The 15,776-nt window shown below is 38.3% G+C and carries 15 protein-coding genes; 7 read left to right on the plus strand and 8 right to left on the minus strand.

Translation table 11 applies throughout. The features are described from left to right. Positions 1 to 421: 421 nt before the first annotated feature. Positions 422 to 1,546, plus strand: coding sequence for a serine hydrolase domain-containing protein (locus ACFQ32_RS09240; RefSeq protein WP_379907139.1), 1,125 nt, complete (start codon positions 422 to 424; stop codon positions 1,544 to 1,546). 106 nt (positions 1,547 to 1,652) lie between these two features. On the opposite strand, the gene ACFQ32_RS09245 is transcribed toward ACFQ32_RS09240, so the two are convergent. The 4 genes from ACFQ32_RS09245 to ACFQ32_RS09260 all read right to left on the minus strand — a co-directional run bounded on the left by ACFQ32_RS09245 (position 1,653) and on the right by ACFQ32_RS09260 (position 6,011). Next, positions 1,653 to 1,742, minus strand: a complete 90-nt coding sequence (locus tag ACFQ32_RS09245; RefSeq protein WP_084619498.1) for an SLAP domain-containing protein — start codon at positions 1,740 to 1,742, stop codon at positions 1,653 to 1,655. A 35-nt stretch (positions 1,743 to 1,777) separates the two neighbouring features. Further along, entirely contained in the window at positions 1,778 to 2,029 is a 252-nt protein-coding gene (locus ACFQ32_RS09250; protein WP_046324090.1) for a hypothetical protein, read from the minus strand. Positions 2,030 to 2,225: 196 nt separating this feature from the next. Next, a complete protein-coding gene (locus ACFQ32_RS09255) occupies positions 2,226 to 5,066 on the minus strand; it encodes a DUF3427 domain-containing protein (protein WP_046324089.1) in 2,841 nt (946 codons plus the stop codon). 117 nt (positions 5,067 to 5,183) lie between these two features. After that, positions 5,184 to 6,011, minus strand: coding sequence for an exodeoxyribonuclease III (locus ACFQ32_RS09260; protein WP_046324088.1), 828 nt, complete (start codon positions 6,009 to 6,011; stop codon positions 5,184 to 5,186). 325 nt (positions 6,012 to 6,336) lie between these two features. On the opposite strand from ACFQ32_RS09260, the gene ACFQ32_RS09265 reads away from it, so the two are divergent. Next, positions 6,337 to 7,347: a D-2-hydroxyacid dehydrogenase gene (locus ACFQ32_RS09265; protein WP_046324087.1), complete on the plus strand. Its 1,011-nt coding sequence runs from the start codon at positions 6,337 to 6,339 to the stop codon at positions 7,345 to 7,347. A 98-nt stretch (positions 7,348 to 7,445) separates the two neighbouring features. Here the strand turns inward: ACFQ32_RS09265 and ACFQ32_RS09270 are convergent, their stop codons facing one another. The 3 genes from ACFQ32_RS09270 to ACFQ32_RS09280 all read right to left on the minus strand — a co-directional run bounded on the left by ACFQ32_RS09270 (position 7,446) and on the right by ACFQ32_RS09280 (position 9,865). Next, complete coding sequence (locus ACFQ32_RS09270) at positions 7,446 to 8,213, minus strand: pyrroline-5-carboxylate reductase family protein (RefSeq protein WP_046324086.1); 768 nt, start codon at positions 8,211 to 8,213, stop codon at positions 7,446 to 7,448. Between the two features lie 14 nt (positions 8,214 to 8,227). Continuing rightward, on the minus strand, positions 8,228 to 9,091 hold the full coding sequence (locus ACFQ32_RS09275) for an aldo/keto reductase (RefSeq protein WP_046324085.1): 864 nt from the start codon (positions 9,089 to 9,091) through the stop codon (positions 8,228 to 8,230). 63 nt (positions 9,092 to 9,154) lie between these two features. Then, entirely contained in the window at positions 9,155 to 9,865 is a 711-nt protein-coding gene (locus ACFQ32_RS09280) for a YjjG family noncanonical pyrimidine nucleotidase (RefSeq protein ID WP_046324084.1), read from the minus strand. A 637-nt stretch (positions 9,866 to 10,502) separates the two neighbouring features. Here ACFQ32_RS09280 and nrdJ point away from each other — a divergent pair. The 5 genes from nrdJ (at position 10,503) to ACFQ32_RS09305 (ending at position 14,683) form a co-directional block, all read left to right on the plus strand. Beyond that, a complete protein-coding gene (gene nrdJ / locus ACFQ32_RS09285; protein ID WP_046324082.1) occupies positions 10,503 to 12,737 on the plus strand; it encodes a ribonucleoside-triphosphate reductase, adenosylcobalamin-dependent in 2,235 nt (744 codons plus the stop codon). A gap of 23 nt (positions 12,738 to 12,760) precedes the next feature. Beyond that, a complete protein-coding gene (locus tag ACFQ32_RS09290; RefSeq protein ID WP_046324081.1) occupies positions 12,761 to 13,147 on the plus strand; it encodes a DUF4430 domain-containing protein in 387 nt (128 codons plus the stop codon). Positions 13,148 to 13,226: 79 nt separating this feature from the next. Then, complete coding sequence (locus tag ACFQ32_RS09295) at positions 13,227 to 13,619, plus strand: DUF4430 domain-containing protein (RefSeq protein WP_046324080.1); 393 nt, start codon at positions 13,227 to 13,229, stop codon at positions 13,617 to 13,619. Between the two features lie 6 nt (positions 13,620 to 13,625). Continuing rightward, positions 13,626 to 14,144: an ECF transporter S component gene (locus ACFQ32_RS09300; protein ID WP_046324079.1), complete on the plus strand. Its 519-nt coding sequence runs from the start codon at positions 13,626 to 13,628 to the stop codon at positions 14,142 to 14,144. Beyond that, entirely contained in the window at positions 14,141 to 14,683 is a 543-nt protein-coding gene (locus ACFQ32_RS09305) for a cob(I)yrinic acid a,c-diamide adenosyltransferase (protein ID WP_046324078.1), read from the plus strand. Before ACFQ32_RS09300 ends, ACFQ32_RS09305 begins: the two co-directional genes overlap by 4 nt. A 76-nt stretch (positions 14,684 to 14,759) precedes the next feature. Here the strand turns inward: ACFQ32_RS09305 and ACFQ32_RS09310 are convergent, their stop codons facing one another. Continuing rightward, entirely contained in the window at positions 14,760 to 15,623 is an 864-nt protein-coding gene (locus ACFQ32_RS09310; protein WP_046324077.1) for an NAD(P)-dependent oxidoreductase, read from the minus strand. Positions 15,624 to 15,776: the final 153 nt, after the last annotated feature.

Genomic DNA, 15,776 nt, shown 5'->3' on the forward strand with positions numbered 1-15,776 from the left:
TGCCGTCTTACCGGACAGCGTTTATTATCTTACTAAAACAATTGACTTTTGTCAACTGCTTTTGCTTGATTTTTTTAACGCTGTCTTCGTGCTCGCGCCTTGCGGCTCATTGCCCGACGACAGTTATTAATACTAGCAAGTATTTTTCTTTTTTGCAAGTCTTTTTTGCATTTTTTTGAAATAAAAATATTTCTTCATTATATTTGAATTATTTTTGCTCAATTAATTAGCCTAGCTTCGCCGTAATCTAGTTTGAATTGTCCCACAATTTCCTTGAAATATTTGTCTCATCTATTCTTTATTTGTCAAAATTTCGTATCTTAAAAATAGCAAACGTTATCTAAACTTAATCCTTTCGTATAACCTAATTAATTTAAAAGTTTTATAATACAACTATCTTTTTAAGGAGATTAAAACTATTTTGAAACATAAAATCATTACACTAGCCACTTCCTTAGTCATGGCCGCTACACCCCTAGCTGCTGTTTCTACTACACAAGTCAAAGCAGCACCAAGCAGCACGCAGACTGAGATGTATAATTTTGTCAGAAATACCTTGCAAAAACATCATGTTCGCGGCATTGTCACCGTTGTTAAAAACGGTGTACCACAGACAATTAGCTATGGTTATGCTTGGTATGGCAAGCGTATCGGTAACGGCAATAGCCAAGTTGTCTATCCGACAGCTTCTTTGCAAAAAGTAATAACTGCGGCTATGGTAGTCCAGTTAATTAACGAAACCAAGGGCACTAATAATTCCTTCACCCAATACACCAAAATATCTCGCTGGTACCCTAACCTCAAAAATGCGGATAATATCACTGTAGGCAATCTGTTAACTCATACATCCGGCATTATGGCGACTAAAACCGAAGTAGACAGGGGCCGAAACTATTCGGAAGAAAAAGCAATTAACTGGGTAGTTAACAACATTAATTCTTCTCCATCCGACACAATAGGTAATTATCATTACAATAATAGTAATTATATTTTACTTACAGGCATTATCAGACAAATCACCGGTAGATCGTATGCGGATAATATCCAGAGCCGAATTATTGACAAGCTGAACTTGCAGAATACATATCTTTACCAAAACATTCCTAAGGGTAAAACAGACCCTATTTCATACTATTCAAACGGTGGTAAAAATTATCAGCAAGCCGCTTATCTTAAAAAGAGTTTAGTCTCACAGATTCCAGGTGCCGGCAATCTATTTACTACAACAGAAGAATATTACAAAATGCAAGTTGCTTTAACAGATGGCTCTATTCTTAGTAAAAACGATTTTTATTATCTAACACACTTAAAAAGCAAGGTAGTTAATTATTCGGGCGGACTTTATTTATATAATAACGATAATATTAAAAACGCCTATGGGAGTTTTAAAGAGGTTCATTTTGGTACCTGGATGCAGCTAACTGCAGATAATCAAAACGGTATTGTAATGTTTTTAAATCAAACTGATGATAATGAAAATGACCAAAAAGATGTAGGCTACGAAATATTGCAGCACATCAAGCCTAATACTTTTGTAGCGCGTTAATTTGATTTAGCTTAACTTCTAAAATCATTTAATATGATGAATTCGGTTTAAAACAAATAAGAGTTAGGAGAATATCCTAACTCTTATTTTTTACTTGTAATATTTATTAAAAGTTACTCTTTTTGACGTATTGGTTTTTCCCTACGATATAGTATAGCTTCCGGTGGATCTTAACAGCTGCGCCATAAAGTTTCATTTATCTTGATTATTTTTAATATTTAAAAGTTAAAATTATTTTTCACGTTTCTTTTTGATTTTGTCATACAGATACATCGTATCAGAGATAGCGAAATAGACAAGTGTAATAAAAAATGCAACTGTAGCAATTTTAAGAGCCAAACTAAAATTAGTTAATGCTGTCCACATTAAAAAGACTACATATAGAGCCGCAATTGGTAAAACAACTCGATTAATTCGATGTTCTTGACGCATAGCATGAATTGCTTTATTTTGATCTGCATCTTTAAGGTTACGTTCTGCCATTTTGTTACCTCCTTTTTATGGCCTACTTATTTAAATTTTATGCTATTTTAACATAATATTGGTAAAATAGCTAATTTTATTAATATTTATTTAATATTTTTTATCTGTGTTATCAAGCAAAAATTCTAGAATGGCGACTCTTGAAGCGTTACAGCTAACAGAAAAAGTCTAAGAAAATTAATTCTTAGACTTTTTATTATTCATCAAATAATAACTCATACATTTTGGTACTCAATGGCTTTTCTAATAATAAATTCATCCCTACCGCTACTTTTTTCTTCGGCCCTAGCAATTCTTCTTTGACCGTATCTTTTTGAATATCTACCTGTCCTAAATAGTAAAACTGCTTGCCAATAGCATCACTCTTCTTAACAAAAAGCAACAGCTTCATTTGCGGCGTATTAAGCAATCTCTGCACCTCATCTGATTCTAGATGACGTGGCGATCGCGTATACCAGCGCAAACAGCGGCCGTCTTCTAGCGTATTATGGTATAAAGCATTGCGCTTTTTCTTTGAATCTTTTTGATAAGTGATAAAAATAGGAGTTTCATGTTCGTCCACACGGTAGCCATACATTGGTGCAGAAACATCTAAAGGCCAATTGAGCAACCGACAAGCATCTTTACGATCGTATTGCTCGTAAAGAGTGAATTGCTTTTGATTATCATATTTTTGATTCATTGCCAAACCGGTTTTAATCACATCAACAAACAATTTTTTAAAAGTATTATTTTGCTGAAGAGACTGCGTCAATTGCGGTGCTAATGCATAATCCAGTAAATCAGCTTTAACCACAAGCGGCTGGCCACCATATTGTTCTTTTTTGGTTGTCTTGCCCTGCTTAATGTCAAAAAAGCTTAATGAAAGAATGTCTTCAACTGAAGTTAACACTTTTTCATTAACATAAGCACCATAATCATACAATTTTTTTTCAAATTCTTCCTGACTAACCTGCTCTTTTTCTAAAAGTAGCTTTAAAAGCAGCAGTTCATGTGGCCTTTTGCCATTCAATAATTCTTTAGTAACAAAAGATAAAACCGCACTCTCATAACCATTCAATTTTACAGGCTCACCCATCTTGACCAGAAACTCGCCATAATGCCCAAGACTATGATTATTCGCGAAGACCATTGGTGAAGTTGAACCGTAATGATAAAAATCAAATAGCAAGGGTGGACGACCTATTTTTTCAGCTAATTCTTGGTAAGACTGCCGCAATTCTTTAATGCTGTCTAATTTAATCTTATCTAGCGAAGCCAAAATTTTGGCAGAAGCAATTTGGCTAAAGTTAATCGTTGAAACATCAATAAAGCTCGGGAGCACACTTTCTTCACGTGCCCTATCTTGTGAACGACTGTCATCCTGATTCAAAGCAATCGGAATTAAATAGTTATTTTTATAGTTACCAATAAAGTCAATGACCGTGACATAATCTTTGCCCGGATATTTACGTAAGCCCCGACCTAGCTGCTGGATAAAAACAATACTGGACTGCGTATTCCGCAACATAATAATCTGATTTAAAGCTGGAATATCAACTCCTTCATTAAAGAGATCAACGGTAATGATGTAATCAATTTTACCTTGTTCCAGCTGCCTGACCACTTGCAGTCTTCTTTTTTCACTGTCTTCATTGGTTAAGGCTACTGCCGGATGCTTGCGCTCTGAAAAAGCCTGTGCTAATTCGCGTGCTTCTTCTTGGCGGCTGCAAAAGACCAGTCCTTTAGCTTGAGAGCCACAGTAGCCGTAATAGTCCAGCTGTTTTAAGACATAGTCAACCCGCTCTGGCGCCAGTAATCTGCGCAAGTTGGCGGTCTCATCAATGCTTGCACCAGCAGCTTCATAGTCCGCAACTCCCACATAATGAAAAGGAGCCAGCATTTTTTCTTCTAACGCTTCCCGCAAGCGGATTTCATAAGCTAGATTATAATCAAACAATCTATAGACATCCTGATCGTCCATTCTTTCTGGCGTGGCAGTCATCCCCAGCCAAAACTGCGGCTTAAACTTGGCAAAAATTCTCTGGTAACTTGGTGCGGCTGCTCTATGAGCCTCATCAATCAGAATATAGTCAAAGGCTGTTGCACTTAGGCTGGCAAGGATATCCGGCTGACTTAAAGTCTGCACGGTCGCAAAAACATATTTGCGCTCAAGCTGGTGCTTATGTCCGGTTAACAAGCCATAATCGGCTAACTTCCCGCCAATTACCTGGTAAAAACTTTTTAAAGCTTTTTTGGCAATTTGTTCACGATGAACTACATAAAGAAACTTATGCGGTTTAAAATCTTTAACCGCAAAAGCTCCTAAATACGTTTTCCCAGTTCCAGTTGCTGAAACTACCAGGCCGCGTTTTTGACCATCTGCAACTAGTCCTTTTAGTTCATGCAGTGCTTCCTGCTGCATCTTATTTGGCACAATTTTAGCTATTTCATTAATATGAATCTGAGACTGCACCTGTGGCTTTACCCAATTTTGTTCATATTCTCTTATCCAGCTTGCGGATAATGGCATGCTCGTCTTTTTTAATTCATGCAACTGTTTAGCAATTTGTGTTGTCAGTGTCGCATTATTCTTTGAACTAATTTTCAAAGCCCATTCATAATTACTTAAAAGTGCCGCACGGGTAAAATTAGCACTGCCAATAACCAAAGTTTGCCAGTCATCATGGTCAAAGAGATAACCCTTAGCGTGAAAACCTGCTTGCGGCGTAATCTTTACCGTTAAGTTGCTAATCTTCATTAATTCCCGAAAGACTTTGGGGTTGTTAAATCCTAGATAGTCGCCTGTAATTAACGTACCCGTAACGTTTCTTTTAGCCAAATCAGCCATGACTACTTTAAAGGGAACGAGCATATCCTGCGTCACAAAAGCCACTGCCCAGGTAAAAGTGTTGCAACTGAGCAGCTCTTGCCGCAAAGTCAGCCAAATGTTTTCCTGTTTATTATTTTGCAGGAGCTTTGGTCCTAATACTTCATGTCCCGGATAACTGGGATCATACAGACCATTAAGAATGGCGTCTTGCAAGGGCTCATTCATACTCATCACCTCAAAATTATTTTACACAAAAGAAAAAGAAACCCAACCTGATGTGACCCTTAATTTGTCCTAATTTTAGGGATCACATCAACCCTTTGGCTCTCTTTTGTTAGCTATTTATAAGTCTATTTCTAATAAAATTGGGCAATGATCAGCGCGCGCTCCAGTGTCCATCATTTCAGAACGCTCGACCTTGTCAGCAACTCTATTGCTTGTCAGCCAGTAATCAATTCTCCAGCCTGAGTTGTTTGCTTTGGCAGTTCTTACCCTTTGAGCCCACCAAGAATAGACCCCTTCAACGTTGCCGTGAAGTTTTCTAAAAGTATCCGTAAAACCGGCTTTAAGCATTTTGGTAAAATCTGCCCGTTCTTCATCAGTAAAACCAGCAGAATGATGGTTAGTATCAGGGTGCTTCAGGTCGATTTCATGGTGCGCACAATTATAATCACCACTAGCCAAGACCGGTTTTTCTTGATCTAGTTGTTGCAAATATGCGATGTATTTTTCATCCCACACTTGCCGGTCATCTAGGCGCTTAAGGCCATTACCAGAATTGGGGGTATATACTTGTGTGACAAAATACTCAGGAAACTCTAAAGTAATGATTCTGCCTTCGTGATCCATTGGCTCTGGTGCTCCAATAATAGGATAAGTTACTTTAGGCTTAAGTTCTTTTTTATATAAAAACATAGTTCCGGCATAACCTTTACGAGCTGGTTCTTCTGATGAACGCCAGACTATATCATATTCAGGGAACTCTTTAGTTAATATTTCCACATGTTTTTTAGTAGGACCCGTGGAGCGTAATTTTGTTTCTTGAATGGCAACAATATCTGCATTTTGGGCATGTATTTTTTCTAAAACCTTACGTGTCTCCACTGCACGTGAGGAAGTTCCGGTCAAAGCAGCATTTAGTGAGTCGATATTCCACGAAATTAAGATCATATTCTTCTCCTTATTATTCATTTCTTTCATTATATAGTTTTTTCACGGGGACTCAAAATTTCAGTAATTTTACCAGTATTATTTTGACATAAAATTTAATCTGATTTGCTCAAAAATGCTGTTATTTTTTTCACGACCTCAGCAAAAAAATTCGTAATTTTTTTAATATTGCTTAATCCCTTGATACACAATATTGTAAGCGATTACTACTGCGGCGCGGTTTTTGCAAAAATTTATTTTTCACAATTTTATATTTTTAAATCATTTTAGGCAAGTGTATAATAGCACAAGAGATAACAATAATAATCTTTGGAGGTTAGATTTTATGACTAAAATTTATGCTTATGCCATTCGTAAAGATGAGGAACCATATGTACATGAATGGAAGGAAGCTCACAAGGATGTTGAGGTTGATTACACTGATCAACTTCTTACCCCTGAAACAGCTGAATTAGCTAAAGGTGCTGATGGTGTCGTAACTTACCAGCAACTCGATTATAAAGCTGATACAATTGAAGCTTTGGATAAATTAGGTATTCATAACTGGTCAATCCGTAACGTTGGTATTGACAATATCGACCTAAAGAAAGCTAAAGAATTAGGCTTCAAGATAACTAATGTTCCTGTTTATTCACCAGATGCCATTGCTGAACATGCTGCCATTCAGGCTGCCAGAGTTCTACGTCAAGATAAGGCAATGGACGAAAAAATCGCTAAGCATGATCTTCGCTGGGCACCTACAATTGGTCGCGAAGTACGTGACCAAACAGTTGGTGTTGTTGGTACTGGTCATATTGGTCAAGTATTCATGAGAATTATGGAAGGCTTTGGCGCTAAAGTTATTGCCTACGATATTTTCAAGAACCCAGAATTGGAAAAGAAGGGCTACTACGTTGACGACTTAGATGAGCTTTACGCTAAGGCTGACGTTATTTCACTTCACGTTCCTGATACTCCAGAAAATGTTCACATGATTAACGATGATTCAATCAAGAAGATGAAGGACGGCGTTGTGATCGTCAACGTTTCTCGTGGACCATTAGTTGATACAGATGCAGTTGTGCGCGGTCTTGATTCAGGCAAGATTTTTGGCTTCGTAATGGATACTTACGAAAACGAAGTTGGTATTTTCAACAGTGACTTTAGTGGCAAAGAATTTCCTGACAAGCGTCTGGCTGACTTAATTGCACGGCCAAATGTTTTGGTTACACCACACACAGCCTTCTACACTACTCACGCTGTACGCAACATGGTCGTTAAGGCCTTTGACAACAACTTGAAGTTAATTAAGGGTGAAAAAGCTGATACTCCAGTTGATTTAAATAAAGAGTTTTAATTTCTACACTTATTTCCCTTCTTAAATACACTTTTAACATTTCAAATAATACAAAAAGACACCAGATAAAATTATCTGATGTCTTTTTTAGGCTAAATTTAATTGACAGAAGCATTAACAGCTTGAATTAATGCGTTTCTAAAGCCCATTTCTTCCAGTTTGGTGACGCCTCTGATGGTTGAACCGCCTGGCGTAGTGACTTCATCTTTTAATTCTTCAGGCAGCTTCTTGCTAGCTAATGCTAATTTACTGGTACCCAAAAGCATTTGGTTAACTATTTCGTATGATTCTGCCCGCTTAACGCCATTTTGTACAGCGGCATCACTAAGAGCCGCAACCATCAAGTCAACGTAAGCAGGTGTGCAACCGGCTATCGTACCATAGATACCCAGTAAATTTTCGGGTACGACATATACTGCTCCCATTTGAGTAAAAATCTTTTTCACAGCAGCGATTATTTCCGGCTTTTCATCTGGCAGAAAACTAATAACAGTAATTCCAGCACCAACTTGAACCGGTGTATTGGGTACAACTTTGGCAAAGGTAGTGCCTTGCGGAAGATTTTCATTAATCTGCGTCAGGTCACCGCCACCAGTTGACAAAATTATGCCATGATATTTTTGGCCTAAATTTTTGATGATGGTTGCAGTAATTGAACCGCCCACTGCAACTACCACTGCTTGACAATCCTTAAAATCATCATAATTATTAATCAAGGTTAAGTGCAGCTTAGCTGCAAGTTTTTGCGCTGTATGGTGCTGTCCGCCGTCAAAAACATAGATATCTTCACTGGGATTTTTAGCATTTAACAAGCCCTTAATAATTGCGGCGCCAATCTTACCAGCCCCAATAAAGCCAATTTTCATCACTTATTCACCTTTTAAAAATCCGTCTGATCTGGATCGTTTGCTAACTTACCTGCTCCATGCAAACCATCAAGTTTAGCCATATCTTCTTCAGATATAGTAAAGTCAAAGACTTGTAAGTTGGATTCAAGACGCTCGCGGTGAACCGATTTTGGTAATGGAACAAAGCCATGTTGCAACGACCAGCGTAACAGGACTTGTGCTGGACTTTTATCATAGTGTTGGGCTACAGAAACTACTGTTTCGTTGGCAAATAAATCTCCTCTGCCTAGTGGTGAGTAAGCTTCACTGAGAATACCCAGCTCTTTGTTATAAGCTGTTACGTCTTCCTCCATATCACTAGGATTCAAGTAAATTTGATTTACAGCCGGACGAATTTTGGCAGTTTTCAGTAGTTCAGCCAAATGCTTGCGTCTAAAATTAGAGACCCCAATTGCACGAATTTTTCCTGCCTGCACTGCCTCTTCCATTGCCTGCCAGCTCTCCGCATTTAATTCAGCCCAGTGATCACGTACAGGAGCCGGATTAGGCCAATGGATTAGATACAAATCAAGATAATCCAAGTCTAACTTAGTCAAGCTTTCGTCAATGGCAGCTTTAGTTTTTTGATAGCCGTGGTGGTCGTTCCACAACTTAGTGGTCACAAACAAATCATGTCTGTTCACTCCACTTACTTTGATCCCCCGACCAATACTTTCTTCGTTACCATATGCGGCAGCAGTATCAATTAGCCGGTAGCCCAGATCTAGTGCATTCTCAACGGTTTTTTGAGCAACTTCACCGTCAGGAGTTTGCCAGGTTCCCAGTCCGATAACCGGTATTTTGACGCCATTATTTAGTTCATAAGTATCATTTAAAGAATGAATTTTGCTAGTCATAATTTTTCACCTCTCCCATCATTATACCGGATTGAACTATACTTCTACAGTAAAAGATAGCAGTTATTGCGGTTGTTTTTGGAAGTCGCTTTTAAGTAAAGCTACAAATTCAGGATAGGTAGTTACTTCGTATAACGGATGCAAGTTCATCGTATTTTTCCGTTTCCGGTGGTTATACCAAATACTGTCAAAGCCATATTTTTCTGCACCTAGTATGTCTGACTGCAAACCGTCACCAAAGAAAACTGTTTGTTCCGGGCCGATTTTAGTATGAGCAAAAAAGTAATCAAAGATACGGGTATCAGGTTTAGCAAATCCTGCTTCTTCTGATGTCACAATCAACGAAAAATAATTAGCGATTCCGGCTAATTGTAGCCGATGTCTTTGCATATATGCTTCGCCATTGCTTAAAATAGTCAATGCATAATTTTGTTTTTTGGCATAGCGTAAAGTATCAACTACACCCGGAAGCAGTTTGTGAGCTTCACTAAAATAAGAGCGGTATTCGTTCATTACTGCTAAGCCGTCAATTTCAATCCCGAATTTAGCCTGAATAAAATTGGCAAAAGCTATTTTACTCAGCTGCTCATAGTCGATCTTGCCCTGCTCAAGCTCACGCCACAGACCTTGATTATATGCATGATAGTCCCGCTGCAGCTCATCAGTTAACGGCCATTGGTGCGCTTTAAAAAGACTCTGCAGAGCAAAACTTTCTGTAGCAGCAAAGTCAATTAAAGTATCATCAACATCAAAAATTATTTGTTTATAACGCAAGCATGTTCTTCCTCTCCAACTATTCCTCAGAATATAACACGTATTCACTAAAAATTAGTGTGGAGATTCATTATAACAATATTTCACAGATAAAGAACAAAATTAACTATTTTTAAATTTTGGGTTACATTGCTACTGTAATTTCACAAAATCAGCTATAATATCCTTTAATTTTAGCAAAAGGGGTGATTGGGCATGTTTACACTATTATTGGTTTTGTTTCTCATTTGGCTTTTTATCAAAATGGGTCTTGGCTTTTTTAAAATTCTATTTTTCCTTCTGACCTGTGCTCTGACCTTCTTTTTCTTTGTTCAATTACTGATTCCGGTAGCTGTTTTTCTGGGAGTCATTTTTCTCATATTTACCCTAGTTAGACGCTAGTTTATCCCCAAAATTAAACATATATTCAAGCATAATAAGTGTCATTTATAACTTATTATGCTTTTTTATATCTGCGAATGCTATATGATTTTTTATTAACCTCGATAACTTACTCGCACATCACGTTATGACTTTTTCTTGTGTCCCAAAGCAAATCTTTCTCTCACAAGTACAAGATATTGTGGTATAGTTCTATTGAACACCATAGATAATGTGTCTGTGGAACAATAATCAATTTTAAGGAGTGACTTTGAATATGAAAAATACGAGCATAACGTTGGATCAGGGTTACATTGATCAAGTGAAACAAAATGTCACCCCCCATTGGGGAGAACTAGGCTGGGTTACTTATAAACGGACCTATGCCAGGTGGCTTCCTGAAAAAAATCGTTCCGAAAATTGGGACGAAACGGTTAAACGCGTAATTGAGGGCAACATTAACCTTGATCCTCGACTCAAAGGCACTCCTTCAAAAGAAGTAGTCGCTGAACTAACAAACGAAGCCAAGGATTTATTTAAACTAGTTTACGGTTTAGGAGCAACACCTTCTGGACGTAATTTGTGGGTTTCCGGCACCGACTACCAAAAGCGCAATGGTGACTCGTTAAATAATTGCTGGTTTATTGCTATTCGGCCGCAAAAATACGGTGATAGCCATATAGTTCCCGACTATTTAGGTCAAACGCAAGAAGCAGTTTCAATGCCTTTTTCATTTCTTTTTGACGAATCAATGAAAGGTGGCGGCGTTGGCTTTTCTGTTGTCCAAGACAATATTAAAAAGATTCCTACAGTTGATAATAAAATTGATTTAACGGTTGTAATTGATAAAAAGAGTGCTTCATACGCTGATTCAGTTAAACTTGGTGCAACGGATAAAGATGAGTGGGCCAAGCAAAGCAAGGACAAATCAGATTACGTTTATTACAATTTGCCTGATACTCGTGAAGGTTGGGTTTTAGCTAATGCCCGTTTAATCGACATGCACTTCAATCAAACTAATCCCGAGAATAAGACCAAGCTGGTACTTGACATCAGCAGAATTCGTCCTTACGGAGCTAAAATTCACGGCTTTGGCGGTACCGCTTCTGGTCCTATGCCCTTAGTGGAAATGTTTTTCGATATTAACAACATTATTAACAACCGGGCTGACGGCAACTTAACTTCTGTTGATTGTACAGATATCTGCAACCTGATTGGTAAAACAGTCGTTGCTGGTAATGTAAGAAGGTCAGCGGAACTAGCTTTAGGTACAAGCACCGACCAAAACTTTATCACTATGAAACAAGATAAAGACAAACTTTACCACCACCGTTGGGCCTCAAACAACAGTGTAGCCATTGATTCTAACTTTGATGAATATGAACCAATCGCAAACGGTATTAGAGAAAATGGTGAACCGGGAATAGTTAACCTGGATCTATCTCGTAATTATGGCCGGATCATTGACGGTTATCAAAAAGATATTGACGGTGATGTTGAAGGTACTAACCCTTGTGGAGAAATTTCCTTGGGTAATGGTGAACCATGCAACCTGTTTGAAGTATTCCCGTATATTGCCGAACAAGAAAACTGGGATTTAAAAGATGTTTTCAGATTGGCAACTCGCTTTGCTAAACGAGTAACCTTTAGTGACTACGACTGGGAAATATCCCGCAACATCATTTCCAAGAACAGGAGAATTGGTGTTTCAATGTCAGGCATTCAGGACTGGCTCTTAAATGATTTAGGTCACCGCGTTGTTACCGGCTTTGAAGACAGCGTTGATGAAGAAACCGGTGAAAAAATCAAGAAGCCAATTTACGATCCTCAAGGAATTAAAATGGTCACTTCCGCTTACCAAGCTGTCGTTGATGCTGATAAAGAATACAGCAAGACCTTAAATTGCAACGAGTCGATTAAACATACTACTGTTAAGCCTTCAGGTACTGTCGCCAAATTAGCTGGAGCTTCTGAAGGGATGCACTTCCACTATGCTGGCTATCTCATTCAACGGATTCGCTTCCAAGCTTCAGATCCACTGCTTAAAGCGCTCGATGCCTGTGGTTACTACTCAGAACCAGATATCTACTCACCAAACACAACTTGTGTTGAATTTCCATTGCGTGCAGCTCACGCCGACAGCAAGAACTTTGCCTCAGCTGGCACGGTTTCAATTGAAGAACAGTTTGCAACACAAGCATTCCTGCAAACTTACTGGTCAGATAACGCAGTCAGTTGTACGGTTACCTTCCAAAGCGATGAAGGGGACAAGATTACACCACTGTTTAAACAATACCGGCATGTGATTAAGTCAACTTCTTTATTGCCATATTATGGTGGCTCACTGAAACAAGCGCCAAAAGAACCTATTGACAAAGAAAAATATGAAGAAAGAAAAGCTGAGATCACCGGTGATGTTGCTCAAGTATTTGCCGAGCAAAACGATGATCAAAAAGATTTGGAGTTAGTCGATCAAACCGACTGTGAATCTGGTGCATGTCCTGTTAAATAAATTAAGTAGGCGAAATTTTAGTCATGAAAAAAAGTAAATTACCAGTAATTGCCAGCGTTGCCGCTATTTTTGCCTTTAGCCTATCTGGTTGTCAGAACAACCAGACAAAGCCAAAACCTAAGACAAATAATAATATTGCCGTTAGCTATGTTTTAGCTGCTAAAAATGATACTGAAAAAAAGACAGTTAAAGTGCCGCAAAAATCTACTGTAATGACCGGTTTGAAAAAGGCGTGGAAAGTTGACAGTAATAAAGGCTTTATCACGGCAATTGACGGTAAAAAGCAAAATGCTAAAAAGAAAATTTACTGGACTTACACTATCAATGGCAAATACGCTACCAAGGGTGCTAACCAGCAAAAAGTCGCAAATAAAGACAAAGTTAAGTTTACTTTAGCCAAAATGAAGTAAAACTATTGGCCGTGCAAGTGACTAAGTACGAACTATTTTAGTGCTTGCACAAAAATATTAATAGATTGGGAGTTTATATATGAAAAGAAGCAAATTATCAGTTTTGACCGGAATAGCCACCATTTTTACCTTTACCTTTGCAGGCTATGAAACAACTCAAAATGTCCAACAGGTTGATGCCAGCAGTAAGATCAAAGTTACTTACACTCTAAAAGTACATAATAAGACCTACAAGAAGAAGACTATTAAATTGCCAAAGCATTCAACTGTAATGCGTGGTTTAAAAAAATGCTGGAAAATAAAGAGTGACCATGGACTTATTACTTCAATAGCTGGTAAGAGCCAAAATCCAAGTAAAAAAATCTATTGGACTTACAAAATAAATGGTAAGTTCGCTCAAAAAGGTGCCGCAATCCAAAAATTGGCAAATAAAGATAAGGTTAAGTTTACTTTAGCAAAAGTTAATTTCTAATTTGTTATGGCACGTAATTCAACTAAGAAATTAGCATTACTAGCGATTTTAACAGCCATGTGCGTAGCGCTGAGAATTTTTAAAATAATTCCTGTGCCTAATGTCCAGCCGGTAACCGATATTTTAATGATTGTAACGTTGAATATCGGCTTCGGCTTTGGCTTTGCCTTAGCTCTTTTAACCATGGTGGTCTCCAACATTTACTTAGGCTTTGGCATTTGGACTGTGGCGCAAGTTTTAGCCTTTGGCGGCTGCGTCTTAACCGTTGCTTTGCTGGATAAATTCACGCCATTGAAAAAGCATTTTACTTTGCAACTGATTCTCGCCGTTTTTCTCGGTTGGGAATATGGCTGTTTTGTCGACTTTGGTATGTCTATTTTCGGCGGCTTTAACGCATTCTTGGCCTACTGGGCTGGTAGTTTAGTCTTTGATACCTACCACGCCATTGGTAATTTGGTATTCTACCCGATTCTCTACAAGCCACTGAATATTGCGCTTGATCATTACAAACGGAGGCTTTTATGACGATTAAAATTTATACTAAGGTAGGCGATCAAGGCTTTACCAAACAGGTTACCGGTAAAATGGTTCCTAAATATGACCTGCAAATTGTTGCTGTCGGTGATATTGATGAACTTGATTCATACCTCGGTGTCGTAATTGCCAATTTGTCTGCTAAATGCCAAGAATTGCATGATCCTATCCAAAACTTACAGCGGGACTTATATGAACTAGAAAGCGATATTGTTGTCAAAAGGCACGAAGAGATTACACCTGAAACAGTAACCAAGCTAGAAAAGGAAATCGACGAACTTAATAAGAAAATACCCCAAACAACCCATTTCATTTTGCCTGGCGGTTCGGTTACGGCAACTCATTTACATTATGCTCGGACAGTTGCCAGACGCGCTGAACGTTCCATGGTTAAATTAAACGCCGAAGAGCAAAAGTTAGCTCCTGCTTGTTTAAAGTATATCAACCGCTTATCAGATTACCTTTTCATTCTAGCGCGCTATGCCAACGTACTGGATGGCGTTCCTGAAGTCAAAAGTAAAATCAAATAAGTTTATTAGCATTTAAAAAAGTGAAGTAGTTCCAACCAAGAATTACTCCACTTTTTCTTTATCTTAAATTAGTATTTTACTGCCACCAGAGTTTAATTAAACCTTGTGTGCCCAAATCACCTAAGTGCTTTTCATCAACAAGTATCTCATATAACTTCTTAGCTTCTGCAGTAGCCGGCAAGTCAATTTTCATTTCTTTTGCTGTCTCTAAAGCAATGCGCAAGTCTTTCAAAAAATGCTTACTGAAAAAGCCTGGAGTATAATCACCCTTTAAGACGCGCGGACCGTAGTTACTTAAACTCCAGTTAGCAGCACTACCAGCACCAACAGTTTTAAGGACGGCTTCAAGATCAAGGCCGGCCTTTTTGGCATAAACCAGCATTTCTGTCATGCCAGTCATAGTGCCTGCAATCATGATCTGGTTAGCCATTTTAGTATTCTGTCCCGCACCAGCTGGTCCAAAATAGTGAACTTGCTTACCGAAATCCTTAAAAATAGGTTCCAAGTTTTGGTATGCGGACTCATCACCGCCAACCATGATGGTCAGTGTACCGTTTTTTGCTCCGAGGTCACCGCCTGAAACGGGAGCATCAAGGACTTTTGCACCCTGCTTTTCACCCGCAGCAAATATTTTTTGCGCTAAAGCCGGCTTGGAAGTGGTCATGTCTACCAGATTTTTACCCTTAACTTCAGCTTGTAAAATACCGTTATCGCCGAAATAAACTTGCTCAACATCAGTTGGAAAACCAACAATCGTGAAAATGGTATCAGTTTGTTCAACTACAGCTTTAGGATTTTCGCACCAAGTAGCACCTTTTGCAACCAGATTATCGGTCTTACTCTTTGTCCTGTTATAGACCCACAGTTTGTGACCAGCTTTTAATAAGTTAAGGCAAATTGCGTTACCCATTACGCCAGTGCCAATAAAACCTATTTTCATCATCAACATCTCCCTTATTAAAACGTTTTCTAAACAATTTAATCATACCACTAACTTATCTTTAATAAGCAGGTATTTAGATTTTGATTAATAAATAGTTCTGCCTGTCCACCATATTCCAGCATCCCTAATAAAGTAAAATTCTTGATGGCC

Source organism: Lactobacillus melliventris, from assembly GCF_042679465.1.
In the GTDB taxonomy this organism is placed as follows: Bacteria; Bacillota; Bacilli; order Lactobacillales; family Lactobacillaceae; genus Lactobacillus; species Lactobacillus melliventris.

Excerpts from the sequence above, each read along its gene's own strand:
- ACFQ32_RS09260 (WP_046324088.1), bottom strand. The coding sequence starts at position 6,011 with ATGATCTTAATTTCGTGGAATATCGACTCACTAAATGCTGCTTTGACC.
- ACFQ32_RS09255 (WP_046324089.1), bottom strand. The coding sequence starts at position 5,066 with ATGAATGAGCCCTTGCAAGACGCCATTCTTAATGGTCTGTATGATCCC.
- ACFQ32_RS09300 (WP_046324079.1), top strand. The coding sequence starts at position 13,626 with ATGGCACGTAATTCAACTAAGAAATTAGCATTACTAGCGATTTTAACA.
- ACFQ32_RS09290 (WP_046324081.1), top strand. The coding sequence starts at position 12,761 with ATGAAAAAAAGTAAATTACCAGTAATTGCCAGCGTTGCCGCTATTTTT.
- ACFQ32_RS09305 (WP_046324078.1), top strand. The coding sequence starts at position 14,141 with ATGACGATTAAAATTTATACTAAGGTAGGCGATCAAGGCTTTACCAAA.
- ACFQ32_RS09265 (WP_046324087.1), top strand. The coding sequence starts at position 6,337 with ATGACTAAAATTTATGCTTATGCCATTCGTAAAGATGAGGAACCATAT.
- ACFQ32_RS09270 (WP_046324086.1), bottom strand. The coding sequence starts at position 8,213 with ATGAAAATTGGCTTTATTGGGGCTGGTAAGATTGGCGCCGCAATTATT.
- nrdJ (WP_046324082.1), top strand. The coding sequence starts at position 10,503 with ATGAAAAATACGAGCATAACGTTGGATCAGGGTTACATTGATCAAGTG.
- ACFQ32_RS09295 (WP_046324080.1), top strand. The coding sequence starts at position 13,227 with ATGAAAAGAAGCAAATTATCAGTTTTGACCGGAATAGCCACCATTTTT.
- ACFQ32_RS09275 (WP_046324085.1), bottom strand. The coding sequence starts at position 9,091 with ATGACTAGCAAAATTCATTCTTTAAATGATACTTATGAACTAAATAAT.
- ACFQ32_RS09250 (WP_046324090.1), bottom strand. The coding sequence starts at position 2,029 with ATGGCAGAACGTAACCTTAAAGATGCAGATCAAAATAAAGCAATTCAT.
- ACFQ32_RS09310 (WP_046324077.1), bottom strand. The coding sequence starts at position 15,623 with ATGAAAATAGGTTTTATTGGCACTGGCGTAATGGGTAACGCAATTTGC.
- ACFQ32_RS09245 (WP_084619498.1), bottom strand. The coding sequence starts at position 1,742 with ATGAAACTTTATGGCGCAGCTGTTAAGATCCACCGGAAGCTATACTAT.